At 75.7% G+C, this 23,423-nt stretch carries 18 protein-coding genes and 1 pseudogene; 11 read left to right on the top strand and 8 right to left on the bottom strand.

Going from position 1 to position 23,423, the window contains the following annotated elements; genetic code table 11:
• The first annotated feature begins 4 nt into the window (after positions 1-4).
• Genes ACYVQV_RS03990 through pknB form a run of 5 tightly spaced genes read left to right on the top strand, consistent with a single transcriptional unit; the run spans position 5 to position 8,112 of the window.
• Complete coding sequence (locus ACYVQV_RS03990) at positions 5-1,447, top strand: PP2C family protein-serine/threonine phosphatase (protein ID WP_461021972.1); 1,443 nt, start codon at positions 5-7, stop codon at positions 1,445-1,447.
• Positions 1,447-2,916, top strand: a complete 1,470-nt coding sequence (locus tag ACYVQV_RS03995) for an FtsW/RodA/SpoVE family cell cycle protein (RefSeq protein ID WP_461021973.1) — start codon at positions 1,447-1,449, stop codon at positions 2,914-2,916. The genes ACYVQV_RS03990 and ACYVQV_RS03995 overlap by 1 nt, the downstream gene beginning before the upstream one ends.
• A complete protein-coding gene (locus tag ACYVQV_RS04000) occupies positions 2,913-4,367 on the top strand; it encodes a peptidoglycan D,D-transpeptidase FtsI family protein (protein ID WP_461021974.1) in 1,455 nt (484 codons plus the stop codon). The genes ACYVQV_RS03995 and ACYVQV_RS04000 overlap by 4 nt, the downstream gene beginning before the upstream one ends.
• A complete protein-coding gene (locus ACYVQV_RS04005) occupies positions 4,364-6,139 on the top strand; it encodes a serine/threonine-protein kinase (protein ID WP_461021975.1) in 1,776 nt (591 codons plus the stop codon). The genes ACYVQV_RS04000 and ACYVQV_RS04005 overlap by 4 nt, the downstream gene beginning before the upstream one ends.
• Positions 6,136-8,112: a Stk1 family PASTA domain-containing Ser/Thr kinase gene (gene pknB / locus ACYVQV_RS04010; protein WP_461021976.1), complete on the top strand. Its 1,977-nt coding sequence runs from the start codon at positions 6,136-6,138 to the stop codon at positions 8,110-8,112. The genes ACYVQV_RS04005 and pknB overlap by 4 nt, the downstream gene beginning before the upstream one ends.
• Positions 8,113-8,175: 63 nt before the next feature.
• Here the strand turns inward: pknB and ACYVQV_RS04015 are convergent, their stop codons facing one another.
• The 4 genes from ACYVQV_RS04015 to ACYVQV_RS04030 all read right to left on the bottom strand — a co-directional run bounded on the left by ACYVQV_RS04015 (position 8,176) and on the right by ACYVQV_RS04030 (position 10,537).
• Entirely contained in the window at positions 8,176-8,826 is a 651-nt protein-coding gene (locus ACYVQV_RS04015) for an aminodeoxychorismate/anthranilate synthase component II (RefSeq protein ID WP_461021977.1), read from the bottom strand.
• 7 nt (positions 8,827-8,833) lie between these two features.
• Entirely contained in the window at positions 8,834-8,989 is a 156-nt protein-coding gene (locus ACYVQV_RS04020) for a hypothetical protein (protein ID WP_461021978.1), read from the bottom strand.
• Positions 8,989-9,687, bottom strand: coding sequence for a class E sortase (locus ACYVQV_RS04025; RefSeq protein ID WP_461021979.1), 699 nt, complete (start codon positions 9,685-9,687; stop codon positions 8,989-8,991). Before ACYVQV_RS04025 ends, ACYVQV_RS04020 begins: the two co-directional genes overlap by 1 nt.
• Before the next feature lie 97 nt (positions 9,688-9,784).
• Positions 9,785-10,537 carry a DUF881 domain-containing protein gene (locus ACYVQV_RS04030; RefSeq protein ID WP_461021980.1) on the bottom strand — a complete coding sequence of 251 codons (753 nt, stop codon included), beginning with the start codon at positions 10,535-10,537 and terminating at the stop codon, positions 9,785-9,787.
• A gap of 174 nt (positions 10,538-10,711) precedes the next feature.
• Here ACYVQV_RS04030 and crgA point away from each other — a divergent pair, with 174 nt between their 5' ends.
• On the top strand, positions 10,712-10,960 hold the full coding sequence (crgA, locus tag ACYVQV_RS04035) for a cell division protein CrgA (protein WP_461021981.1): 249 nt from the start codon (positions 10,712-10,714) through the stop codon (positions 10,958-10,960).
• A 68-nt stretch (positions 10,961-11,028) separates the two neighbouring features.
• Here crgA and ACYVQV_RS04040 read toward each other — a convergent pair whose 3' ends face one another.
• From ACYVQV_RS04040 to ACYVQV_RS04050, 3 genes are all read right to left on the bottom strand, one after another.
• Positions 11,029-11,697 (bottom strand): DedA family protein, encoded by a 669-nt coding sequence (locus ACYVQV_RS04040; RefSeq protein WP_461021982.1) that lies wholly within the window; start codon positions 11,695-11,697, stop codon positions 11,029-11,031.
• A gap of 86 nt (positions 11,698-11,783) precedes the next feature.
• A complete protein-coding gene (locus ACYVQV_RS04045; RefSeq protein WP_461021983.1) occupies positions 11,784-12,662 on the bottom strand; it encodes a rhomboid family intramembrane serine protease in 879 nt (292 codons plus the stop codon).
• Between the two features lie 10 nt (positions 12,663-12,672).
• Positions 12,673-13,215 (bottom strand): peptidylprolyl isomerase, encoded by a 543-nt coding sequence (locus ACYVQV_RS04050; protein WP_461021984.1) that lies wholly within the window; start codon positions 13,213-13,215, stop codon positions 12,673-12,675.
• A gap of 118 nt (positions 13,216-13,333) precedes the next feature.
• Here ACYVQV_RS04050 and ACYVQV_RS04055 point away from each other — a divergent pair, with 118 nt between their 5' ends.
• From ACYVQV_RS04055 to ACYVQV_RS04075, 5 genes are all read left to right on the top strand, one after another.
• Positions 13,334-14,311 (top strand): hypothetical protein, encoded by a 978-nt coding sequence (locus ACYVQV_RS04055; protein WP_461021985.1) that lies wholly within the window; start codon positions 13,334-13,336, stop codon positions 14,309-14,311.
• A 238-nt stretch (positions 14,312-14,549) separates the two neighbouring features.
• Positions 14,550-15,584, top strand: coding sequence for an extracellular solute-binding protein (locus ACYVQV_RS04060; protein ID WP_461021986.1), 1,035 nt, complete (start codon positions 14,550-14,552; stop codon positions 15,582-15,584).
• Positions 15,585-15,661: 77 nt separating this feature from the next.
• Positions 15,662-17,224 carry an ABC transporter permease gene (locus tag ACYVQV_RS04065; protein ID WP_461021987.1) on the top strand — a complete coding sequence of 521 codons (1,563 nt, stop codon included), beginning with the start codon at positions 15,662-15,664 and terminating at the stop codon, positions 17,222-17,224.
• Positions 17,221-18,315, top strand: coding sequence for an ABC transporter ATP-binding protein (locus tag ACYVQV_RS04070; protein WP_461021988.1), 1,095 nt, complete (start codon positions 17,221-17,223; stop codon positions 18,313-18,315). Before ACYVQV_RS04065 ends, ACYVQV_RS04070 begins: the two co-directional genes overlap by 4 nt.
• Positions 18,316-18,322: 7 nt before the next feature.
• Entirely contained in the window at positions 18,323-21,085 is a 2,763-nt protein-coding gene (locus ACYVQV_RS04075; RefSeq protein WP_461021989.1) for an AMP-binding protein, read from the top strand.
• Here ACYVQV_RS04075 and ACYVQV_RS04080 read toward each other — a convergent pair.
• A pseudogene (locus ACYVQV_RS04080) lies at positions 20,998-23,391 on the bottom strand (SpoIIE family protein phosphatase); the annotation flags it as partial. The gene ACYVQV_RS04075 and the pseudogene ACYVQV_RS04080 sit on opposite strands and share 88 nt — an antisense overlap.
• Positions 23,392-23,423 lie beyond the last annotated feature (32 nt).

Genomic DNA, 23,423 nt, shown 5'->3' on the forward strand with positions numbered 1-23,423 from the left:
CGCGTTGGCCATCGCCCTGCGCTACGCCGCGCGCTCGGACATCGGTCTCGGCCGGTACAAGAACAACCAGGACTCCGCCTACGCCGGCCCGCACCTGCTCGTCGTCTGCGACGGGATGGGCGGTCACGCGGGCGGTGACGTCGCGTCGTCCACGGCGATCGGCGAGCTGGCCGCGCTGGACGACGAGGCCCACGGCTCGGACGACGCCCTGCAGCACCTCGAGGACGCGATCCACGCCGCGAACCGGCGGATGAAGGAGCGGGTCGCCGAGGACCCCGACCTCGCCGGCATGGGCACGACCGTGACGGCGCTGCTGCGGTCGGAGTCCCGGCTCGCCCTCGCCCACATCGGCGACTCCCGCGCGTACCTGCTGTCCGACGACGTGCTCACGCAGGTGACGAAGGACCACACGTTCGTCCAGTGGCTCGTCGACGAGGGGCGGATCACCCCCGACGAGGCCGAGGTGCACCCGCAGCGGTCGGTCGTGATGCGGGTCCTCGGCGACGTGGACGCCGGCGACGAGCTGGACACCTCGGTGCGCGAGGCCAGGGTCGGCGACCGCTGGCTGCTGTGCTCCGACGGTCTCTCCGGGTTCGTCAGCGACGAGACCCTCGCGGACACCCTGCGCGAGGTGCCCGACGCGGCGGCCTGCGCCGAGCGGCTCGTCGAGCTGGCCCTGCGGGGCGGCGGCCAGGACAACATCACGTGCATCGTGGCGGACGTCGTGGACGCCGCGAGCGCACCGTCGTCCAGCCCGCAGGTGGTCGGCGCGGCGGCGCACGACCGTCGTCGTCCCTCCGCCGCCGCGGACAGCCCGGCCGCCCGCGCGGCCGCGCTGTCCCGCGGCGCCGAGGACGGCGACGACGACGAGGAGGACGACGAGGACCCGCCGGTCGCCAGGCGTCGCGGGTGGCTGCGCGGGCTGGGCGCTCTGGTGGTCCTCGGTGTGCTCGCCGCGGGCTCCTGGGCGGGGTGGCAGTGGCTGCAGCAGCAGTACTTCGTCGGCGTCGAGGCCGACGACGTCGCGATCTTCCAGGGGCTGAGCCAGGACGTCGGACCGGTCAGCCTGCACCGGCTGCACGAGCAGCAGGACCTGCCGGTGGACAGCCTGCCCGCCGTGTGGCGGGAGTCGGTCGACGAGGGCATCCCCGCGGACGACCTCGACGACGCCCGGCGGATCGTGACCAACCTGCTGCAGCGCTCCGACGTCTGCGCCGCGGTCGAGCCCGACGACCAGCCGACCACCGGACCGGTCGACCCGGTGACCGGGCAGCCGTCCCCCGCGCCGACCGCGGCGCCGACCGTCCCCACGCCCCTGCCGACGGGTGACCCGACCCCCCTGCCCACGGCCCCCGCCGCCGGCGGCGAGCCGACGACCGCCCCGACCAGCACGCCCGTCCCCACCAACCGGTACGGCGACCCCGTGCCGGAGGACTGCACCGAGTGATGACGACGGTCACCGAGCACACCCCCCGGACCCGCCGCAACGTCGAGCTGGCGCTGCTGCTGGTCGCCGTCGGCGTCGCCATGTCCGCGTACGCGATGGTCGGGGTGGCCCAGGACGGCGCGTTCCCACCCGGCGTGCTCGCGTACGGGTTGGGCCTGGCGGTGCTCACCGGCGGCCTGCACGTGGCGCTGCGGCTGCGGGCCCCGTACGCCGACCCCGTGATGCTCCCGATCGCCACCGCCCTCAACGGGCTGGGGCTGGCGATGATCCACCGGCTCGACCTGACCCGGCCGGAGAACGACCCGCTGGCGCCCAAGCAGCTCGTCTGGGCGGCCGTGGGCGTCGGCCTCGCGGCGGTCGTCCTGGTGCTGCTGCGCGACCACCGGGTCCTGCGCCGCTACACCTACACCGCCATGGTCGGCGGCTTCCTGCTCCTGCTGCTGCCGCTGGTCCCCGGCCTGGGCAAGACCATCAACGGCGCCCGGATCTGGATCGGGGTCGGGCCCTTCTCCTTCCAGCCCGGTGAGCTCGCCAAGATCGTGCTGACCGTGTTCTTCGCCGGGTACCTGGTCACCCACCGCGACCAGCTCGCGCTGGCGGGCCGGAAGGTGATGGGGCTGCAGCTGCCGCGCGGCCGCGACCTGGGGCCGATCCTCATCGCGTGGGCCGCCAGCGTCGGCGTGCTGGTGCTCCAGCGCGACCTCGGCACGTCGCTGTTGTTCTTCGGGATCTTCGTCGCGCTGCTGTACGTGTCGACCGAGCGGGTCAGCTGGATCGCTATCGGGATGGGCCTGTTCGCGCTCGGTGCGGTGCTGGCGTGGTCGCTGTTCAGCCACGTCCAGGGCCGGGTCGACGCGTGGCTGAACGCGTTCGACCCGGAGGTGTACGACGCGGAGTTCGGCGGCAGCTACCAGCTGGTGCAGGGCCTGTTCGGCATCGCCAAGGGCGGGTTGATCGGCACCGGGCTCGGCGAGGGCCGCCCGCAGACCGTGCCGTACGCGGAGAGCGACTTCATCTTCGCCAGCCTCGGCGAGGAGCTCGGCCTGGTCGGGCTGTTCGCGGTCCTGGCGCTGTACATGGTGCTGGTCGAGCGCGGCTTCCGGACGGCGATCGGGGCCCGCGACGGCTTCGGCAAGCTGCTGGCCGGTGGGCTGGCGTTCACCCTGGCGCTGCAGTGCTTCGTCGTCGCCGGCGGCGTCACCCGGGTCATCCCCCTGACCGGCCTGACGATGCCGTTCGTCGCCTACGGCGGCTCGTCGCTGGTCGCGAACTGGATGATCGTCGGTCTGCTGCTGCGGGTGTCCGACCACGTGCGCCGCCCGGCGCCCGCGGTGGACCAGCGCGCCGCCGACCCGGCGACGCAGGTGGTCAGCGCCGTCCCGGCGGCCGCGGGGGCACCGGCGCGAGAGCGCCGCCGCGAGCCGCGCGATCACGGCTTCGGGGACGACGTGGGGGGTGGTCGGCCGTGAACGCACCCCTGCGCCGGCTCGCCCTGGTGGCGTTCGCGCTGTTCGCGACGCTGCTCGTCAGCACCACGTGGACGTCGTTCGTGGCGGCCGACCGGCTCGACGCGGACGGGCGGAACACGCGCACGATCATCGAGGAGGCCGGGCGCGAGCGCGGCCCGATCGTCGTGAGCGGTCAGCCGGTGGCGCAGTCCGTCCCGGTGGACGACGTCTACGGGTTCCTGCGGACGTACCCCCAGGCCGTGGAGTACGCGCACGTCACCGGGTACTTCTCCGTCGTGTACGGGCCCGCCGGGCTCGAGGCCGCGATGGCTGACACGCTGACGGGGCAGGGCGACCGGTTCTTCTACCAGCGCTTCGCCGACCTGGTGACGGGACGGGAGCCGCAGGGCTCGACGGTCGAGCTGACCATCGACCCGGCCGTGCAGGCCGCGGCGACCGCCGCCCTCGGCGACCAGCGGGGAGCGGTCGTGGCCCTGGACCCGCGCACCGGCGACGTGCTCGCGCTGGTGTCCTCACCGTCGTTCGACCCGAACGCCCTGGCGACGCACGACCGGCAGGCGGCGGTCGCGGCCTTCGAGGCGCTGCTGGCCGACCCGGCCAGGCCCCTGGAGAACCGCGCCATCGGCGGCCGGCTGTACCCGCCGGGGTCGGTGTTCAAGCTGGTGACCGCGGCGGCCGCGCTGGAGAACGGGTACGACAGCTCGTCCGTCCTGCCGGGTCCGGCCGAGCTGGACCTGCCGCAGACGACCGTCACCCTGCCGAACTCCGGGGGCCGGGCGTGTGGCCCCGGTGACCAGGTCACCCTGCTGGACGCCATGCGGATCAGCTGCAACACCGCGTTCGGGCACCTCGGGATGGAGCTGGGGGGCGACGTGCTGCGCCAGCAGGCGCAGGAGTTCGGGTTCGGCGAGGACCTGCGCATCCCGCTGCGCGTCACCCCCAGCAGCGTCCCGGAGGGCATGAACGAACCGCAGGAGGCGCAGGCCGGCATCGGCCAGTACGACGTGCGCGTCACGCCGCTGCAGGTGGCGATGGTGAGTGCGGCGATCGCCAACGACGGCGTCGTGATGCGCCCGAACATGGTCCGCGAGGTGCTGCGCGCCGAGGACGCCTCCGTCGTCGACCGGCCCGAGCCCGAGGAGCTGGGGCGGGCCGTCAGCAGCGGCACCGCCCAGCAGCTCACCCAGATGATGCGTGCGGTCGTGGAGGACGGCACCGGTCGCGCCGCGCAGGTCAGCGGCGTGTCCGTGGCCGGCAAGACCGGGACCGCGCAGCACGCCGAGGGTCGCGCCCCGCACGCCTGGTTCACGGCGTTCGCCCCGGTCGACGAGCCCCGGGTCGCCGTGGCCGTGGTGGTCGAGGAGGGCGGCAGCGCCGGCGACCAGGCCTCCGGGGGCCGGACCGCGGCCCCGATCGCGCGCGAGGTCATCGAGGCGGTGCTGGAGCGGTGAACCCCACGAGCGGGCAGGTCCTCGGTGAGAGGTACCGGCTGACCGACCGGATCGCCGTCGGCGGCATGGGCGAGGTGTGGCGCGCCCAGGACGAGGTCCTGGGTCGCGAGGTCGCCGTGAAGGTCCTCAAGCCGGAGTACACCGGCGACAGCAAGTTCCTCGAGCGGTTCCGCAACGAGGCCCGGCACACGGCGGCCCTGACGCACCCGAACATCGCCGGCGTGTTCGACTACGGCGAGACGGACTCCGCCGCCTACCTGGTGATGGAGCTCGTCCCCGGTGAGCCGCTGAACGACACCCTGGACCGCGAGGGGGTCCTGGAGCCGCGCCGGGCGATGGCCCTGCTGGCGCAGGCCGCCCGCGGCCTGTCCGCCGCGCACGCGGCCGGGGTCGTGCACCGCGACGTCAAGCCCGGCAACCTGCTCGTCACCCCGGACGGCGGGCTGAAGGTCACGGACTTCGGCATCGCCCGGGCGGGGGACCAGGTGCCGCTGACCGCCACCGGCCAGGTGATGGGCACCGCCCAGTACCTCGCGCCGGAGCAGGCGATGGGCCACCCGGCCGTCCCGGCCAGCGACGTGTACGCGCTCGGCTGCGTGGCGTACGAGGTGCTCACGGGCGAGCGCCCCTTCCCGGGCGAGACGCCGGTGGCCATCGCGATGGCGCACGTCAACACCCCGCCGCCGAGGCTCCCGGAGCACCTGCCGGCGGGAGCCCGGGCGCTGGTCGCCGCCTGCCTGTCCAAGAAGCCCGAGGAGCGGCCCGCGGACGCCCTGGTGTTCGCCGACGCCGCCGACGCCGTGGCGGAGGGGCGGGACGACGACGCGCTGGCGATGCTGCCCGCGACCGCCGCCGCGGCGGCCGGTCTGGGGACGGCGGGGGCGGCGACCGCGGTCGGTGACCCGCGCGCCACCGCGGCGACGACGGTCGTGCCCGGCGGGGCGGTGCCCGGCCGCGGCACCGACGACACGCGCACCACAGCCGCCCCTGTGGCCTCCGGCGCCGGGGTGAGCGGAGGCGCGGCGGGCAGCGCCGGGGACCGGGCGCTGCGGACCGGGGCGCCCGGGGGTCCGCCACGGCGGCGCCTGACGACGCCGTTGCTCGCGCTGCTCGCGCTGCTGCTGTTCGTCGTCGTGGGCGCCCTCCTCGCCGACGGCGTCTTCTCCGGTGACGAGCGGGAGCCCGGCGACGCGCCCACCCCCGCCGCGACCACCTCCGCGCCGGCGACGAGCGCACCCCCGACCACCGAGGACGACGACGCCGACCCCACGTCGACCCGCACCACCGCGCCGCGGACCGTGGAGGTGGTCGCGTCCCGGTACGAGGGGCGGCCCCGCGGCGAGGTCGTGGCGGAGCTGTCCCGCCTCGGCCTGCGCGTCGACGAGACGACCCGGGTCTCCGGCGGCGCCGAGCCGGGCACGGTGCTGGCGGTCGACCCGTCCGGCACCCTGCAGGTGGGGGAGCTGGTGACCGTGGTCGTCGCGGCGCCGCCGCCCGGCCAGGGCGGGGGCGACGACGACGGCGGTGGCGGTGGCGACGAGCCCGCGCCCACCCCGACCGGGGGTGGCGGCGGGGGCGACGACCCGCCAGGTGGAGGTGGCGGCGGCGACCCGGCGCCGACGCCGACGACCCCCGCACCGACCGGCACGGCCGGCGGGGAGCCGACCGTGACGCCCACCGCGCCCGCCGGCGACGGCGCCGGCACCCGCGCGGCGAGGGCGCTGACCGACCGTCCGGGGTCCCCGGACGACGACACGAAGGACGCACCGTGAACCCCGATGAGGGACGCAACCCCCGCCTGCTCGCCAGCCGCTACGAGGTCGGCGAGCTCCTGGGCCGCGGCGGCATGGCCTCCGTGCACCTCGGCCGGGACACCCGCCTCGGCCGGCAGGTCGCCATCAAGATGCTCCGGGCCGACCTGGCCCGGGACCCCTCGTTCCACGCCCGGTTCCGGCGCGAGGCGCAGTCCGCGGCGGCGCTGAACCACCCGTCCATCGTCGCGGTCTACGACACCGGCGAGGACGTGCACACGGGGCCGGGCGGTGTCGAGGAGCGCACCCCGTTCATCGTCATGGAGTACGTGCACGGCCGGACGCTGCGCGAGATCCTGCGCAGCGGCGGCGAGTACGGCGGCACGGGCGGCCTGCACGGCGAGGCGCACGCCGAGACCTACGCCGACCCCTACGCCGGCTCGACCCGGGCGTACGACGACGCGACCCAGGTGCACCGCCCCGCCGGGTCCGACCACGACGCCGTCGCCCCGCTCGACGTCGCCGAGGCCGTCCAGATGACCGCCGGGGTGCTCTCCGCGCTGGAGTACAGCCACCGCGCGGGCATCGTGCACCGCGACATCAAGCCGGCGAACGTCATGGTCACCGACGACGGCGACGTCAAGGTGATGGACTTCGGCATCGCCCGCGCCGTCTCCGACTCCTCGGCGACGATGACGCAGACGCACGCCGTCATCGGCACCGCCCAGTACCTGTCCCCGGAGCAGGCACGCGGCGAGCACGTCGACGCGCGCAGCGACCTGTACTCCGCCGGGTGCCTGCTGTACGAGCTGCTGACCGGGCGGCCCCCGTTCGTGGGCGACTCCCCGGTGTCGGTGGCCTACCAGCACGTCCGGGAGGTGCCGACGCCGCCGGGCCAGCTCAACCCGGACGTGCCCGAGTCGCTGGACCGCGTGGTGATGAAGGCGCTGGCCAAGGAGCGGGAGGACCGCTACGCCGACGCCGCCGCGTTCCGGCGCGATCTCGTGTCCGCGCTCGCCGGCCGCCCCGTCACGGCGCCCACCGTGGCCGCGTCCGCGGCCGGGGCGACGCAGGCGATCCCCGCCTCGGCGTACCGCGACTACGACGACTACGACGACGGCGGGCACGGCACCGCGGCGTTCGACCGTTACCAGGGGTACCAGGAGTACCCGGAGCAGGAGCCGCCGAAGCGGCGCACCGGCGCCTACGTCGGGCTCGCGCTGGCCGTGCTCGCGGTGTTCGCGCTGGCCGCGTTCGGCGTCAACCAGCTGCTCGGGTCCGCCGGGGACGACGAGACCGCGCACGTCAGCGTCCCCCGCGTCGTCGGCCTGGACCGCGCCGCGGCGAAGACCGCCATCGAGGGCGCAGGGCTGACGTACCGGGAGGCCGAGGAGGTCAACGACCCCGAGGTGCCCGCCAACGCCGTCGTGTCCCAGGACCCGGTGGAGAACGTCACGGTGCCCGAGGGGACGGAGGTGGCCGTCGTCATCTCGCTCGGCCCCGGCGAGGTGCAGGTCCCCCAGCTGCAGGGGCTGACCGAGGACGCGGCGCGCACCGCCCTGGAGAACGCGGGGCTGACGGTCGGCGAGGTGACGCGGGAGAACGACGTGCGCGCACCCCGGGACACCGTCATCCGGTCCGAGCCGGAGGTCGGCAGCGAGGTGGCGCGGGACACGGAGGTCGACCTGGTGGTCTCCACCGGCGAGGTGGAGCTCCCCGACCTGACGGGTGAGACGACGGCCGACGCCCGTCGCGCGCTGCTCGAGCTCGGCCTGGAGATCGACCTCCGCTACGAGGACAGCGACCAGACCCCCGACACGGTGATCAGCCAGGACCCGCAGCCCGGCGCGGTGCCTCAGGCGAGCACGGTCGTCGTGGTCGCCGCCCAGCAGCCCCGGCCGCAGCCCACCCAGCCGACGGCCACCGAGACCACCGAGCCGCCGCCTGGCGGTGGCGGCGGTGGTGGTGGCGGTGGTGGCGGCGACGACGGCTGAGCGCGAGGCGACCCCACGGTCCGGGGGTCCGCCCGGGTGACCCGGTCGGGCCGCCGGCGCCCGTCAGCGGTGCACGAGCGGGGCCATGCCCTGCGAGCGCTCGACGGCACCGCCGTCCCCGCAGACCTCGAGCCAGTTGGCCAGCAGCCGGTGCCCCCCCTCGGTGAGCACCGACTCCGGGTGGAACTGCACGCCGAACAGCGGCAGCTCCCGGTGCTGGAGCCCCATCACCACGCCGCCGCCGGTGCGCGCCGTGACGACGAGGTCGTCGGGGACGGTGCTGCCGACGACGGCGAGCGAGTGGTACCGGGTCGCGGTGAACGGCTCGGGCAGCCCCGCGAGCACACCGGTGCCCTCGTGGTGGACCCGGGAGGTCTTGCCGTGCATGAGCTCCTCGGCGTGGGTGACGGTCGCCCCGTGCACCTCGGCCAGCGCCTGGTGGCCCAGGCAGACGCCGAGCAGGGGCGTGCCGGTGGTGGCGCACCGGCGGACCATCTCCTCGGAGACGCCCGCACGGGCCGGCGTCCCCGGGCCGGGGGAGAGCAGGACCCCGTCCACCTCGTCCGCCGCCTCCGCCTCGACGACGTCGTTGCGGACGACCTCGCACCGGGCCCCGAGCTGCTCGAGGTACCCGACGATCGTGAAGACGAAGCTGTCGTAGTTGTCGACGACGAGGACGCGCACGGGCCGAGTAGGAGGCGCTGGCTCGCTCATCGGTGGATCATCCCACGGTGTTGTCGTTGAACGGCATGTACGGGGCGAGCACGGGGAAGACCCACTCGAAGCAGACCCACACCACGACGAGGAGGAGCAGCAGCGCCAGCACGACGCGCAGCAGCGCGGGCCCCGGGAGGTGCCGCCAGATCCAGCCGTACATCACGCGCCTCCCAGCTCGGCGGGGGTCCCGGCGGTCTTCGGCTGCCACCGCTCGAGCACCCCGTGGACGATGTAGCGCTCCCGGGCGGAGTACATCGGGTGGCAGGCGGTCAGCGTGATGAGCCGCTCGGTGGGCTGGGCCTGCGGGTCGCCGGGGACGGCGGCGACGACGTCCACCCGGTCGGGCGTCACGATCTGGTGCTCGCGCACGCGGTACACGTACCAGGCGTCCGCCGTCTCCACCACGAGGGCGTCCTGCGCCTGCAGCTCCGCGATCTGGTGGAACGGCCGGCCGTAGGTCACCCGGTGGCCGGCGAGGGAGAAGTTGCCGACCTCCCCGGGCATGGCGCTGCCCTCGTAGTGGCCGATCCCCCGCTCGAGCAGGTCAAGTCCCGTGCCCTCGACGACGGGCCGGGTCTGCCAGTCCGGCCCGAACGCCGGCACGTGCAGGATGCCGAACGCGTCCCCGTCCGCGGGGGCCTCGAGGTCGGGTGGCGGCCCGTGGTCGACGGGCTCGGCCGGCAGCTGCGTGGGGACGGCGGGGGTCTGCTCCCACTCGCGCTGCAGCGCCTCGGTGATCGCCGCCTGCTCGCGGTCGGCCTCGACGTCGGTCCACCACAGCTGCCAGGCGACGAACAGCAGCAGCAGGCAGCCGGCGGTGATGAACAGCTCCCCGACGGCGTGGACGACGACGCGCACGACGTCCCCCGGCCGCACCCCGCGCGACCCCTCGACCCTGCGTCCCAGTGCCCTGCCCCCTGCCTCAGTCGTCGCTCGGTCGTCGCTCAGTCGTCGCTCAGTCGTCGCCGGGCGCCGCGTAGGCGACGTGGGCGTGCTGCAGGTCCAGGGCGCCCTCGAAGCCCGGCATGCTGATGCTGTCGCGGCGGCTGACGTCGTAGCCGAGCCCGACGGCGCGCACGTACTCGCGGTACACCGCCACCTGCGGTGAGGCGTCCAGGGCGTCCTGCAGGGCGCCGGGGTCGCCGATGGCCCGGACCACGTAGGGCGGGGAGTAGACCTGCCCCTGCAGGCGCAGGGTCGACCCGACGCACCGGACCGCGCTGGTGGAGACCACCCGCTGGTCCATCAGCGTCATCGCCTCGGCGCCGGCGCCCCACAGGGCGTTGACGACGGCCTGCAGGTCCTGCTGGTGGACGACGAGGTCGTCGGGCCCGATGCCGTCCGGCACGGGCACGTCGGTGGGGGCGTCGTCCAGGACCACCTCGAGGCCCGGACCCTCGACGGCGACCAGGTGGGCGTCCTCCGCGAGCTCGTCGGCCCGCGTGCGCAGCTGCTGCACCTGCGCGTCGTCCACCGCGGCGGTCAGGTCCCGCACCTCGCCGCGCAGCGCGGCGACCTCGGCCTCCAGCTCGCTGAGCCGGGCGGCCTCGCCGCGCACCAGGCCTGGCAGGTCGCTGCTGTCGTTGCGCAGGTTCGTGCCCTCGCTGACGCCCGCGCTGGTCGCGAAGAGGATGCCGGCGGCGACGGCGACGCCGGTGACCGCGGCGGTGCCGAGGCGGGAGGCGCGACGGGCGTGCTGGTGGTCCACGCGGCTCCTCCTCTGCGATGGCTCGGTGCTGGCTCGTCGTCACGGGGTCTGCGCGGCCCCACGGACTACGCTAGACGACGTCGCACCCCCGCACGGACGTCGTGGGGCGACTGCGCCCCGTGCGGTCGAGTGGACCACACGGCCGGCCCCGCTCACGAGTCGAAGGAGGACGGCATGCCGGAGTCCAGGATCCGCCGCAAGACCGCCTACACCCCCCCGCCGGAGAAGTCGTCCGGGCCGAAGGCCAACCCCCGCTGGTTCGTGCCGGTCATGCTCGGCCTGATGGTCGTGGGCCTGGCGTGGATCGTCGTGTTCTACGTCAGCCAGCAGCAGTACCCCGTCCCCGGCTGGGGCAGCTGGAACCTCGTCGCCGGCTTCGGCGTGGTGATGGCCGGCTTCGTGATGACGACGCGCTGGCGCTGAGGCGCCGGCCCCCCGCCCGGTTGTCCACAGCGCTGTTCACAGGTGTGGAATTACACCGCTGTGGTTCATCAACAGCGGTTGTCCACAGTGTGGAGAACCTCGTCGTCCACAGGTGACGCGGGCGCGGGGGCCGCATCCGGGGGCGCGGCGCGACGACGTGCCCGACGGGCCCGCAGGCGCAGCGCCACCTCGACGACCACCGTCCCGACCAGGGCGAGCCCGACGCCCAGGAGCACGCCGCGCACCGGGTCGTCCGCGAACGCCAGACCGCCCAGGTAGCCGACGAGCCCGCAGTAGGTGCCCCAGCTCAGGGCCGCGAGCAGCGCGAACGGGGTGAACCGGCGCAGGGGGTAACCGGTCGCACCGGCGGTGACGGTCACCACGCCCCGGCCGCCGGGGACGTACCGGGCGAGGACGATCACGGCCCCGCCGCGCGCTCGCAGGGCGCGTGCGGCCACGTCGCGCGCTCCGGCGAGGCGCCGGGGGACGCGGGGTCCGAGCAGCCGGCCGAGCAGGTACGCGCCGTGGTCCCCCAGCAGCGCGCCCGCCGAGGCTGCCAGCACCACCAGGGGAAGGGACGGCGGGCCGCTCGCCGCGAGCGCGCCGGCGGTGACGACGGCCGTCTCGCTGGGCACCATCGGGACGACGGCGTCGGCGGCGGCCATCAGCACGAGCACGGGCACCAGCCACGGGGAGCCCGCCACGTTCGTCGCCAGGTCCAGCAGCTCGTCCCCCACGACCGCAGCCTCGCGGCCGGCCCGGTGCGGGGGCGACGGCCGTTCCGCCACGCCGTCCCCGACTTTCGTCGGCCGGCCGGTGGGTCCTAGTGCGCGAACTGCGGCGCGTACGCCAGGCCGACGACCGTCGCCGCGGCCACGAGGACGCCGACGACGACGAGACCGGCGACCTGCAGCACCCGGCGCCGGGGCCCGGCGGGCACGTACGCCAGGGCGGCGGCGCACGCCACGCCCACGAGGAGACCGCCGAGGTGGGCCTCCCAGGCGATGCGCGGGACGACGAACCCGAGCACGAGGTTCAGGCCGAGGACGACGGCGATCTGACCGAGCCGTCGTCCCAGCCGTCGCTGGACGACGACGAGCGCACCGAACAGCCCGAACACCGCACCGGACGCGCCGACGGCGCTGGTCAGGAAGGGGCCACCGGGACCGCTCTGGACGCTGCCGGCGATGAGGACGAAGGCCGCCGACCCGCCGAGGGCGGACAGGAGGTAGGTCACCAGGAAGCGGGTGCGCCCCAGGAGCTCCTCGAGGTACGGGCCGAGGAGGTAGACCGCGTACAGGTTGAACAGGATGTGCAGCGGCCAGCCGTCGGAGTGCAGGAAGGCCGAGGTCAGCAGCCGCCAGGGCTCGGCGGACGACCAGGCGGGGACCAGCATGAACCGCTCGGTGAACCCGGGGACGACGAGCTGCGCGAGGTACGCGACGACGCACAGGCCCATGATCGACCAGGTGACGACGGGCCGGCCGTCGTGCTGGCGGCCGCCGAGCGCCGTGACCGTGCGCGGCGCCGACCGGGCGGCGTCGCGGACGCAGTCGACGCACTGCACGCCGACGGCGGCCTGCCGCTGGCACTCCGGGCAGACCGGTCGCTCGCAGCGCTGGCAGCGGACGTACGACTCGCGCCCGGGGTGCCGTGGGCAGTACGGCACCCCGGGCGCGGCGGCCGGGTCGGGACCGGTCATCCGGTGGCTGTCAGGCCTGGGCGGGGGCGTCCGCGCCCTCGACGGTCACGCGCTCGATGACGACGTCCTCGACGGGGCGGTCCATCGGACCGGTGGGCAGCGCCGCGATCGTGTCGACGACCTCGCGGCTCGCGGCGTCCGCGACCTCGCCGAAGATCGTGTGCTTGCCCTGCAGGTGCATGGGCGTCGACACGGTGATGAAGAACTGCGAGCCGTTCGTCCCCTTGCCCATCCGCTTGCCGGCGTTGGCCATGGCGAGCAGGTAGGGCTTCTCGTAGGTCAGCTCGGGGTGGATCTCGTCGTCGAACTCGTAGCCCGGGCCGCCGGTGCCGGTGCCGAGCGGGCACCCGCCCTGGATCATGAAGCCGCTGATGACCCGGTGGAAGGTCAGGCCGTCGTAGAACGGGTCGGTCCGGGTCTGGCCGGACTTCGGGTCCTTCCACTCCTGGGTGCCCTGGGCGAGCCCCACGAAGCTGCGCACCGTCTTGGGCGCGTGGTTCGGGAAGAGCTCGATGCGGATGTCGCCGTGGTTGGTGTGCAGCGTCGCGAACATGCGCCGATCCTCGCACGCCCGCCGGGTCGCGGCTCCCGGTGGGCGAGGTGGGCCGGACGGGGGCAGGATGGACCCCTGGCCGTGGTCCGGGAGCCGCTCGGACCCGAGGGGAGGATGTGTGTTCCGGACGAAGAGCCGTAGCGAACGCGCCGCGGAGCAGGCCCAGGCCCAGGCGGACCTGCTCAGGGCCCGGGCGGGAGCGCTCGGGGACCGGGTCGGCCCGACCGCGCACCACGCGAAGGAGTCCGCGGTCCACGCCGCCGAGGTCGCCCGCGAGTGGGCGACCCCCCGGATCGAGAAGGCCCGCGACAAGGGCGTGACGAAGGCGGCACCGAAGGTCGAGCACGCCGCGGAGGCGCTCGCCCCCAGGGTGGACGCCACCCGCGACAAGATCGTCGACGACCTGCTGCCCCGGCTGGTGGAGGCCGTCAGCGCCGCCGCCGCGGCCGCCGCCGTCAAGACGGAGGAGGCCCGCACCGCCAGCCAGGCCGGCCTGTCCGCCGCCGGCAAGCACGCGAAGGCCGCCCGCAAGGGGGCGAAGCCCAAGCGGAGCAAGCGCAAGGTCCTGCTCGTGCTCACCGTGCTCGGAGCCGGCGCGGGTGCCGGCTACGCGGCGTGGAAGCGCAGCCAGCCGACGGACGACCCGTGGGTCACCGCGACGGGCACGTCCCCGTCCTCCCGGCTCAGCGGGTCGGGCGGCTCCCCGACCGGCGCGTCGTCCGGTGGTCTGGGCGAGGGCTCACTGGCGAGCAAGTCGACCGACGTCAGCACCCCCGTCCCGGACGGCCTGGAGGACGGGGCCGCCGGCGCCGCGCTGGACGACGGCGGCACGGGCGGCTCGGACGCGCAGGTCCCCGGCGCGCCGGTGTCCGGCGAGGATGCCCCGAAGGGCGGGTCCACCGGGTCCACGCGGCCTGCCGGCAAGACCTCCGGCTCCGCAGGCGCCGGCGCGCCGAGCGGCGGGTCCGCGGGCGGTGCCACCACCGGTGGGACGCCGACCCCCGCTGACGTCGCCAAGTCGGCCGACAAGGCCGACAAGACCGACGAGGGCGCCGGCACGAACCGCGGCGGCAACGGCAAGCACACGAAGGGCTGAGCGCACCGCTCCTGCGCCTGGCACCGAGGACCCGTGACCACGTCGGTCACGGGTCCTCGCGCGTCCCGGCGTGCGTCCGACGTGCGTTCGACGTGTGCGTCCCGCCGCGCACCCGTCCGCGGCAGTGACCAAGGTCCCGGACTTAGGAAAGCCTGGCCTGCGTTAGCATCTCCTGCGGGGGCGCGTCCACGCGGCGCGCCCGTCGCGTGCCCACCGACTCGCCGGAGGTCCTCCACCCATGCGCCGTTCCCGCGGTACCCGCGTCGCCGCGCTCGCCCTGGCGGTCGCCGCCTCCGTCGCCGCCTGCGGGACGGGCGCCGGTACGGACACCGAGGAGGAGGCGGCGCTGACCATCTACTCCGGCCGCAACGAGAACCTCGTCGGCCCGCTGCTGGAGGACCTCGAGGAGGTCGTCGGCGGCCGGGTGGAGGTTCGCTACGCCGGGTCCAGCGACCTCGCCGCGCAGCTGCTCGAGGAGGGTGACCGCACCGACGCGGACGTCTTCTTCTCCCAGGACGCCGGCGCGCTCGGCGCGCTGAAGAACGCCGACATGCTCGCCGAGCTGCCCACCGAGCTGCTCGACCGGGTGCCCGAGCGCTACCGCGACGCCGACGGCCGGTGGGTGGCGACGTCCGCCCGCGCCCGGGTCGTGGCGTACGACCCGCAGCAGGCGCCCCAGGCCGCCGAGCTCACCGGCATCGACGACCTGCTCGACGAGCGCTACCGGGGCCAGATCGGCGTCGCCCCCACGAACGCCTCCTTCCAGTCGTTCGTCACCGCGCTGCGCGTCGACCGCGGCGAGGAGGGGGCCCGCGAGTGGCTCGAGCGCCTCGTCGAGCTCGAGCCGCAGACCTACGACAACAACATCGCCGTGCTCGACGCGGTCGACTCCGGCCAGGTCGGCGTCGGCCTGATCAACCACTACTACTGGTACGAGCGCGTCGCCGAGGAGGGTGCGGACGCCGTCAACGCGCGGCTGCGCTTCCTGCCCAGCGACGACCCCGGTGCCCTCGTGAACGTCGCCGGCGCCGGCGTGCTCGCCGGCACGGACGTGCCCGACCGCGCCGAGGCGGCCGTGGAGTACCTGCTGTCCGACGAGGCCCAGCAGTACTTCGCCGACACCACCGCCGAGTACCCGGTCGTCGAGGGCGTCACCTCCACCGAGCACGACCTCGAGCCCCTGGACGCCGACACCGGCTTCCAGGTCGACCTCAACGCGCTCGACTCGCTCGAGGAGACGCTCGCCCTGCTCGAGGACGTGGGGCTGACCTGACCACCGCGGCACCCGCCGCACCGGCGCGCCGGCGCCGCGCGCGAGGCAGGTCGGGACGCCCCCCGGCGGTCCTCGTCGTGCCCGCGGCCGTGGCCGCCGGCGTCGCCCTGCTGCCCGTCGCGTACCTGCTGGTCCGCGCCGGCGAGGCCGGGCTGGACGACGTCGTCCGGATCCTGTGGCGCGAGCGCACCCTGTGGCTGGTCGTCCGCAGCCTGACGCTGGCGGCCGCGGTGACGGCGTCGACCGTCGCCCTCGGCGTCGGCCTCGCCTGGCTGACGACGCGCACCGACCTGCCCGGGCGGCGCACCTGGTCCGTCGTGGTGGCCCTGCCGCTGGCGGTCCCCAGCTTCGTCGCCGCGTACGCGTGGATCTCCGTGCTGCCCGGGGTCTCGGGGTTCACCGGGACCTGGCTGGTGCTGACCCTGACGACGTACCCGTACGTGTACCTGCCGGTGTCGGCCGCCCTGCGCCGGGCCGACCCGGCGCTGGAGGAGGTCGCGCGCTCCCTCGGGTACGGCACGCTGCGGACCGCCGTCGCGGTCACGGCGCGCGTCGCCCGCCCGGCCGCGGCGGCGGGTGCCCTGCTCGTGGCCCTGTACGCGCTCAGCGACTTCGGCACCCCGTCCCTGATGCGGTACGACGTGTTCACGCGCGTCATCCACACGTCGTACACGGCGTCGTTCGACCGGACACCGGCCGCCGTGCTGTCGCTGGTGCTCGTCGCCGTGACCGTCGGCATCACGGTCGCCGAGGCCCGGAGCCGGGGCCGGGCCGACCAGGCCCGGGTCGGGTCCGGTGCGGCGCGTGCCCCCCGGGACACCCGGCTCGGCCGGGCCGCGCCCCTCGCCCTCGCCGTCACCACCGCCGTGGTGGGCCTCGCGCTCGGTGTGCCCGCCGCCGTCCTGGCGTACTGGGTCACCCGCGGCCGGTCCGCGGGCGTCGACTGGGCCGAGCTCGTGCCCGCCGCCGCCTCGACCGCCTGGGTCGCGCTGCTCGGCGCGGTCGTCGCCACCGCCCTGGCCGTCCCGGTCGGCACGCTGGCCGCGCGCTGGTCCCACCGCGGCACCCGGCTGCTGGAGCACGCCTCGTACGCCGGTCACGCCGTCCCCGGCATCGTCGTGGGGCTCGCGCTGGTGTTCCTCGGGGTCCGGTACGCCACGCCGATCTACCAGCGGACGCCGCTGCTCGTGATCGCGTACGCGGTGCTGTTCCTGCCCGCGGCGATCGGGTCCGTGCGGGCCGCGGTCGCCCAGAGCCCCCGGCGCGCGGAGGAGGTGGCCCGCTCCCTGGGCCGCACGCCGTCCGGGGTGCTGCGGGAGGTCACCCTGCCGCTGGCCGGCCCGGGGGTGGCCGCGGGGTTCGCGCTGGTGCTGCTCAGCGCGATGAAGGAGCTGCCCGCGACCCTGCTGCTGCGCCCCACGGGCGTGGACACCCTCGCCACCCGGCTGTGGACCGAGACCGGGGTCGGCGCGTACGCCGCGGCCGCCCCGTACGCGGTCGCCCTGGTGCTGCTCGCCGCGGTCCCGACGTTCGTGCTCGCCCGCGTGCAGGCCCGGCTGCTGGGCGACGCCGCGGCACCTGGGGCGGCCACGGTGCCGACGGCGCCGGCGGCGCAGACGCTGACAGGAGGAGACCGATGAGGCGGCTGACCGTGCGCGGCCTGCACAAGGCGTTCGGCGACGTGCCCGTGCTCCGCGGCGTGGACCTCGACGTGCCGTCCGGGGCGATGGCGGCGGTGCTCGGGGCGTCCGGGTGCGGCAAGACGACCCTGCTGCGCGTCGTCGCGGGCTTCGAGGACGCCGACGCCGGTCAGGTGCTCGTCGGCGACCGGGTCGTCGTCGACGGGCCGTCGGGGGTCCCGCCGGAGCGCCGCCGGGTCGGCGTCGTCCCCCAGGAGGGGGCGCTGTTCCCGCACCTGACGGTCGCGCGCAACGTGGCCTTCGGGCTGCCGCGGCGCGGCGCAGGTGCCGGACGGGCCCGCCGCGATCGCGTCGCCGAGCTGCTCGACCTCGTCGGGCTGGCGGACCTCGGCGAGCGGATGCCGTCGCAGCTGTCCGGTGGCCAGCAGCAGCGGGTCGCGCTGGCGCGGGCGCTGGCCCCCAGCCCGGACGTCGTGCTGCTGGACGAGCCGTTCTCCGCCCTCGACGCGGGGCTGCGCGCGGCGCTGCGCGCGGACGTCCGGACGGCGCTGCGCACGGCGGGGGCGACCGGCGTCCTCGTCACCCACGACCAGGAGGAGGCGCTGAGCACCGCCGACGTCGTCGCGGTCATGCGCGACGGGCGGGTCGTCCAGGCCGCCGCCCCGGACGTGCTGTACCGGCAGCCGGTCGACGTCCGGACGGCCACGTTCGTCGGTGAGGCGGTGGTGCTGCCGGCCACCGTCCGCGACGGCGTCGCCGACACCCCGCTGGGGCGGCTCACCCTGCTGCGGGGGGAGGCCGGGGCGCACGCCCGCGGGCAGGTCGCCGTCCGACCCGAGCAGGTGCACGTCGCCTCGCCCGGGCGCGGGGTCGCCGCGCGGGTGGTCGACACGACCTTCTACGGTCACGACGCGAGCGTCCGCCTCGAGCTGCTGGGGCCAGGGGCGCCCCGCACGCCCGTGCTGTGCCGCACCCAGGGCCCGGTGCCGGCGGTCGGTGACGAGGTGGGTCTCGTCGTCGCCGGGCCGGTGTCGTTCTTCCCCGCCGGGGACGCCGCGGCCGTCCGCGAGCACCCGGTCGGCGCGTCGTGAGCACCCCGTGAGCGCGCCCGCCGTCGGTCCCCTCGCCCCGGAGCGGGTGCCGTTCGCCACCGACCTCGACCGGCACGGTGACCGGGTCGCCCTCGTCACCGCCGACGGGGAGGTCTCGTACCGGGACCTGGCCCGCAGGGTCGATGCGGTCGCCGCGCGGCTGGGGCCGACCCGGCGGCTCGTGCTGCTGCCCGCGGCAGCGGACGTCGGGACCGTCGTGGCGTACCTGGCTGCGCTCGCCGGTGGGCACCCGGTGCTGCTCGCCCCCGCCGACAAGCCGGCCGCCGTCGGCGCGCTGCTCGCCGCCTACGACCCGGACGTGGTGGCCCGGCCCGACGGAGCAGGGGTGGTGCTCGACGAGCGCCGTCCCGGGTCCGCGCACGACCTGCACCCCGACCTGGCGCTGCTGCTCAGCACGTCGGGCTCCACGGGGTCGCCGAAGACCGTCCGGCTGTCCGTGGAGAACCTGCGTGCCAACACCGAGGCGATCGCGGGGTACCTGGGCCTCACGGACGCCGACCGGACGGTCACGTCGCTGCCGCTGGCGTACTGCTACGGGCTGTCGGTGCTCAACACCCACCTGCTGCGTGGGGGGACCGTGGCGCTGACGGGGGCGTCCGTCGTCGACCCCTGCTTCTGGGACCTGTTCCGCCGCGTGCGGGCGACGTCGCTGGCGGGGGTGCCGTACACGTTCGAGCTCCTCGACCGGGTCGGCTTCGCCGCGATGGACCTGCCGTCCCTGCGCTACGTCACCCAGGCCGGCGGCCGGCTCGCCCCGGACGCCGTCCGCCGGTACGCCGGGCTGGGCCGCGAGCGCGGTTGGGACCTGTTCGTCATGTACGGGCAGACGGAGGCGACGGCCCGGATGGCGTACCTGCCGCCGTCGCTCGCCGCCGAGCGGCCGTCGACCATCGGGGTGCCCGTGCCCGGAGGCGCCTTCCGGCTGGACCCGGCGCCGGAGCTGTCGGCCGGGGTGCCCACGCCGGCGGGCGAGGAGCGCGGCGAGCTCGTGTACACGGGGCCGAACGTCATGCTCGGGTACGCCGCCGGGCCCGACGACCTGACGCTCGGCCGGACCGTCCACGAGCTGCGGACCGGCGACCTCGCGCGCCGGCACCCCGACGGCCTGTACGAGGTGGTCGGGCGGCGCAGCCGCTTCCTCAAGGTGGTCGGGCTGCGGGTGGACCTGGGGCGGGTCGAGCGGGTGCTCGCGGACCTCGGCCTGCGCGCCACGGCCACCGGTGACGACAGCCGGCTCGTGGTCGCGGTCGAGGGGGCGGACCGGGACGCCCCGGTGCTCGCGGCGCTGCTCGCGGGGGAGATCGGCCTGCCGCGGGCGGCCGTCACCGTCGTGCTGGTGCCCGAGCTGCCGCGGCTGCCCAACGGCAAGCCGGACGCCGCGGCGGTCCTGTCGCTGGCCCCCGGCGGCGCGGCGTCGTCCCCCGACCTGCCGGGGACGGCGGGCGGGTCGCGGCCGGCGACCGTCCGCGGCGTCCTCGCGGCGTGCCTGGACGCGCCCGTGGACGGGGACGACACGTTCGTCGGGCTCGGCGGCGACTCCCTGTCGTACGTGGAGGTCTCGGTCCGGCTGGAGGAGGTCCTCGGCACCCTGCCCGCCGGGTGGCACCTGACACCGGTCCGGGAGCTCGAGGCCCTGGCCCTGGCCACGGCGGACGCACCGGCGCCCGGGCCGCTGCGCCGGTGGCGCGAGCGCTGGGCGGCGCCGCTGGAGACGAGCATCGTCGTCCGCGCCGTGGCGATCGTCCTCATCGTCGGCACCCACGCGGCGCTGTTCGACTGGAAGGGCAGCGCGCACGTGCTGATGGCGGTGGCGGGGTACAACTTCGCCCGCTTCCAGCTCAGCGGCGACCGGTGGCCGCGGCTGCGCCGCCAGCTGCGGTCGCTGCGGCGCGTGGTCGTGCCGAGCGTCGCATTCATCGCGTTCGCCCACCTCGTCACGGACGACTACTCGAGCGCGAACGTCCTGCTGCTCAACGCCCTGGTCGGGCCGGAGACGTGGACGACGCAGTGGCGGTTCTGGTTCGTCGAGGTGCTCGTCTACGTCCTCCTCGCCGTGGTCGCCCTGCTGGCCGTGCCGTGGGCCGACCGGGCCGAGCGCCGCGCGCCCTTCGCGTTCCCGGTGGGGCTGCTGGCCGTCGGGCTGCTCGCCCGGTACGACGTGGTCGGGGTCGGCGTCCCCCACCCCATGCCGGTGCTGTGGCTGTTCGCGCTCGGCTGGGCGGTGGCCCGGGCCCGGACCGTCCCTCGGCGGGTGCTGGTCTCGGCCGTCGCCGCGCTGACGGTCCCGGGGTTCTTCGACGACCCGGTGCGGGACGCGATCATCCTCGGCGGGGTGCTGCTGCTGGCGTGGGTGCCCGCGCTGCCCGTGCCGCGACGGGCCCATCGCGTCGTCGGGTACGTGGCGTCGGCGTCCCTGTACGTCTACCTGGTGCACTGGCTGGTCTACCCGCCGCTGGTCGCCGTCCACCCCGCGGTGGCGGTGGGCGCGTCGCTGGCCGCCGGCGTGGGGTACTGGGCGCTCGCGGAGCGCGCGCCGCGGCGCGTGCGGTCGGTCCTGACGCGGGCGCGGGACCGCGCGCCGGGACCGGCGGGTCAGCCGCGGAGCCGGACGGCGACCAGCGCCACGTCGTCCTCCGGACGTGACGGCAGCAGCTCGGACAGCAACCGGTCGCACAGCTCGTCCACCGGCGCCGCGTGCGACCTGCCGAGGCTGTCGACGAGCCGGGTCAGCCCCTCGTCCAGCGACTGACGCCGCCGCTCCACCAGGCCGTCCGTGTAGAGCAGGACCGTCGACCCGGGCCGCAGCACCACCTCGGTGTCCGCGCGCGGGGTGGAGGGCTTGATGCCCAGCAGCAGCCCCGGGGTCGTGCCGGTGAGCACGTCGACGCGGCCGTCGGACCCGACCACGATCGGAGGAGGGTGGCCGGCGTTCGACCACGTCAGCCGGCGCGCGCCGCCGTCCTCGACCGGTCCGAGGCGGGCGAGGACGGCGGTCGCGGTGGTCTCGACGCGCAGGCCGCGCATCGCGTCGTCCAGCCCCGCGAGGACCTGCGCGGGCGAGCCGTCGGAGTGGTAGCCGATCCCGCGCAGCAGGCTGCGGACCTGCGCCATCGCCGCCGCGGCCTCCGTGTCGTGTCCGACGACGTCGCCGATCACGAGCATCGTCGAGCCGTCGGCCTGGACGAACGCGTCGTACCAGTCGCCGCCGACCTGCGCGGCCTCCGCGGCCGGCTGGTAGCGCACCGCGATGTCGAGGTCGTCGGTCTCCGGCGGCGGCGTGAGGAGCCCCCGCTGCAGGCCCTCCGCGAGGCGGCGCTGCAGGTCGTACAGCCGGGCGTGCTCCAGCGCGACCCCTGCCCGCTGGGCGACCTCGGTGATGGTGGCCAGGTTCTCCGGGTCCAGCAGGTGACGTCCCCGGCCGGAGAACACGTTGAGCAGGCCGGTGGTCCGGCCGTGCGCCCGCAACGGCAGCAGGACGACCTGCTCCGGGGCCAGGCGCCGCAGCACCTCGGCCGCCTCGTCCTGGCCCTGCAGCACCTCGGTGATCCGCTCGGTGGCGCGCGCCGGGATCGTCACGGTCTCCCCGGTGACGAGGGCCCGGGTGATGTAGGAGGAGGTACGCAGCACCGGCGCCCGCAGCACCGTGTAGCGGTGCACGAGGTCGCGCTGGGCGGGGTCGCCGTGCCACGACCCGAGGTCGCGCAGCGTGCCGTCGTCCTCCTTGACGGTGACGACGCACCAGTCCGCGAGCGCCGGGGCGATGTGCTGGGGTAGCTCGGCGACCATGGTCAGCGGGTCCAGGGTCGAGGCCACCGCGGCGCTGACCCGGGAGAGCAGCTCGGCGCGGGCGGCGGCGCGCTCGGCCCGCTCCTGCGCGACGCGGCGGGCGGTCACGTCGAGGAAGTACACGCCGAGCCCGCGCCGGCTCGGGACGACGCGCACGTCCATCCACGCCGCCAGGTGCGGGTAGTACTCCTCGAAGTGCTGGGCCTGCCGGGTGCGCATGGCGAGCTGGTAGCGGCTGCCGTGGCCGAGCTCCTCGGCGTCGGGGAAGACCTCCCAGACGGGGCGGCCGAGCACCTCGTCGCGGGTGCGGTCGAGGATGCGCTCGCCCTCGGCGTTGAGGTAGGTGACGGTCCAGTCCCGGTCGAGGGCGTAGAAGCCGGTGGCCATCGCCTCCAGCACGGCGACGGCCTCGTCCTTGCTGGACCGGACGGCGGTCACGTCGTACCCGGCGCCGACCAGCCGCAGCGGTGACCCGGCGGCGTCGGTGACGACCCTGCCGCGGGCGTTGACCCAGCGCACCTGGCCGTCGTCCAGGACGACCCGGTACTCGGCCGCGTAGTCACCGCGCGCGTCGATGGCGTCCTGGACCGCGCGCTCGAGGTCGGTCCGGTCGTCGGGGTGCACGCGCGCCCAGAACGCCTCGATCCGGGTCGGGAAGGTGCCCTGCCGGTACCCGAAGACCTGCTCCATCAGGTCGTCCCAGACCACCTCGTCGGTGCGCAGGTCCCAGTCGAAGGTGCCGATCCGGGCGGCGGCCATCGCCATCTCGTACCGCAGGCCCTGCTCGGCGCGCTCGTGCACCTCGCGCAGCAGCTCGCCCTCCGCGGCGACGGTCGCCGCGACGTGCTGCAGCCGCCGGACGTCGCCGTCGTGCCAGGTGCGGGGGGCGGTCGAGACGACGACCACGGCGCCGGTCCGGCCGCTGTCCCGGGTCTGGGCGGGGACGGCGAGCACGTGGTCGTCGCAGGCCGGCTCACCCGCGGTGACGGCGTCCGCCGCCCGGTCGAGGCAGCCCGCGGTCGTCGGGTGCGGGCAACCGGGTGCGTCCCCCAGCAGGGGACCGGCGGGGACGAGCACGTGGCCGGCGTCCGCGTCGAGGACCAGCGCCGCCAGGTCGGCGAGGCGGCGCAGCGCGGGAACCTGGCCGCAGGCGTGCACGAGGGGTCGCTCGCCCGTCACGGCCACCACCCCCGACCCTGTCGCCCGCCCGGCGCCCGCACGCACCGTGGTCGAACAGTAACCGCGTGGTCGCCCTCCGCACAGGACCATTCGGTGGTTCCTGTGACCGTGGTCAGGACGTG

This window comes from Thalassiella azotivora, from assembly GCF_054781695.1.

Coding starts and splice junctions, on each gene's coding strand:
- ACYVQV_RS03995 (WP_461021973.1), top strand. CDS start 1,447: ATGACGACGGTCACCGAGCACACCCCCCGGACCCGCCGCAACGTCGAG.
- ACYVQV_RS04050 (WP_461021984.1), bottom strand. CDS start 13,215: ATGTTCGCGACGCTGCACACCAACCACGGCGACATCCGCATCGAGCTC.
- ACYVQV_RS04045 (WP_461021983.1), bottom strand. CDS start 12,662: ATGACCGGTCCCGACCCGGCCGCCGCGCCCGGGGTGCCGTACTGCCCA.
- ACYVQV_RS04070 (WP_461021988.1), top strand. CDS start 17,221: ATGAGGCGGCTGACCGTGCGCGGCCTGCACAAGGCGTTCGGCGACGTG.
- ACYVQV_RS04015 (WP_461021977.1), bottom strand. CDS start 8,826: ATGAGCGAGCCAGCGCCTCCTACTCGGCCCGTGCGCGTCCTCGTCGTC.
- ACYVQV_RS04020 (WP_461021978.1), bottom strand. CDS start 8,989: ATGTACGGCTGGATCTGGCGGCACCTCCCGGGGCCCGCGCTGCTGCGC.
- ACYVQV_RS04060 (WP_461021986.1), top strand. CDS start 14,550: ATGCGCCGTTCCCGCGGTACCCGCGTCGCCGCGCTCGCCCTGGCGGTC.
- crgA (WP_461021981.1), top strand. CDS start 10,712: ATGCCGGAGTCCAGGATCCGCCGCAAGACCGCCTACACCCCCCCGCCG.